General features: G+C 57.4%; 1 rRNA gene. It reads left to right on the top strand.

Annotated elements, in window-relative coordinates:
- A 23S ribosomal RNA gene (locus PV682_RS44145) occupies positions 1 to 745 on the top strand; the annotation flags it as partial.
- Positions 746 to 767 lie beyond the last annotated feature (22 nt).

Raw genomic sequence — 767 nt, 5'->3', positions numbered from 1 at the left:
GGAGTCGTCGTTGAAATACCAGTCTGGTCGTGCTGGATGTCTAACCTGGGTCCGTGATCCGGATCAGGGACAGTGTCTGATGGGTAGTTTAACTGGGGCGGTTGCCTCCTAAAGGGTAACGGAGGCGCCCAAAGGTTCCCTCAGCCTGGTTGGTAATCAGGTGTTGAGTGTAAGTGCACAAGGGAGCTTGACTGTGAGACCGACGGGTCGAGCAGGGACGAAAGTCGGGACTAGTGATCCGGCGGTGGCTTGTGGAAGCGCCGTCGCTCAACGGATAAAAGGTACCCCGGGGATAACAGGCTGATCTTCCCCAAGAGTCCATATCGACGGGATGGTTTGGCACCTCGATGTCGGCTCGTCGCATCCTGGGGCTGGAGTCGGTCCCAAGGGTTGGGCTGTTCGCCCATTAAAGCGGTACGCGAGCTGGGTTTAGAACGTCGTGAGACAGTTCGGTCCCTATCCGCTGTGCGCGTAGGAATATTGAGAAGGGCTGTCCCTAGTACGAGAGGACCGGGACGGACGAACCTCTGGTGTGCCAGTTGTTCTGCCAAGGGCATGGCTGGTTGGCTACGTTCGGGAGGGATAACCGCTGAAAGCATCTAAGCGGGAAGCCTGCTTCGAGATGAGTGTTCCCACCTCCTTGAGAGGGTAAGGCTCCCAGTAGACGACTGGGTTGATAGGCCGGATGTGGAAGCCTGGTAACGGGTGAAGCTGACTGGTACTAATAGGCCGAGGGCTTGTCCTCAGTTGCTCGCGTCCACTGTGTT

This window comes from Streptomyces niveiscabiei (genome assembly GCF_033794345.1).
Taxonomy (GTDB): domain Bacteria; phylum Actinomycetota; class Actinomycetes; order Streptomycetales; family Streptomycetaceae; genus Streptomyces; species Streptomyces niveiscabiei.
Note: the sequence above shows the minus strand (reverse complement) of the source record. Positions and strands in the feature narration are given on the sequence as shown.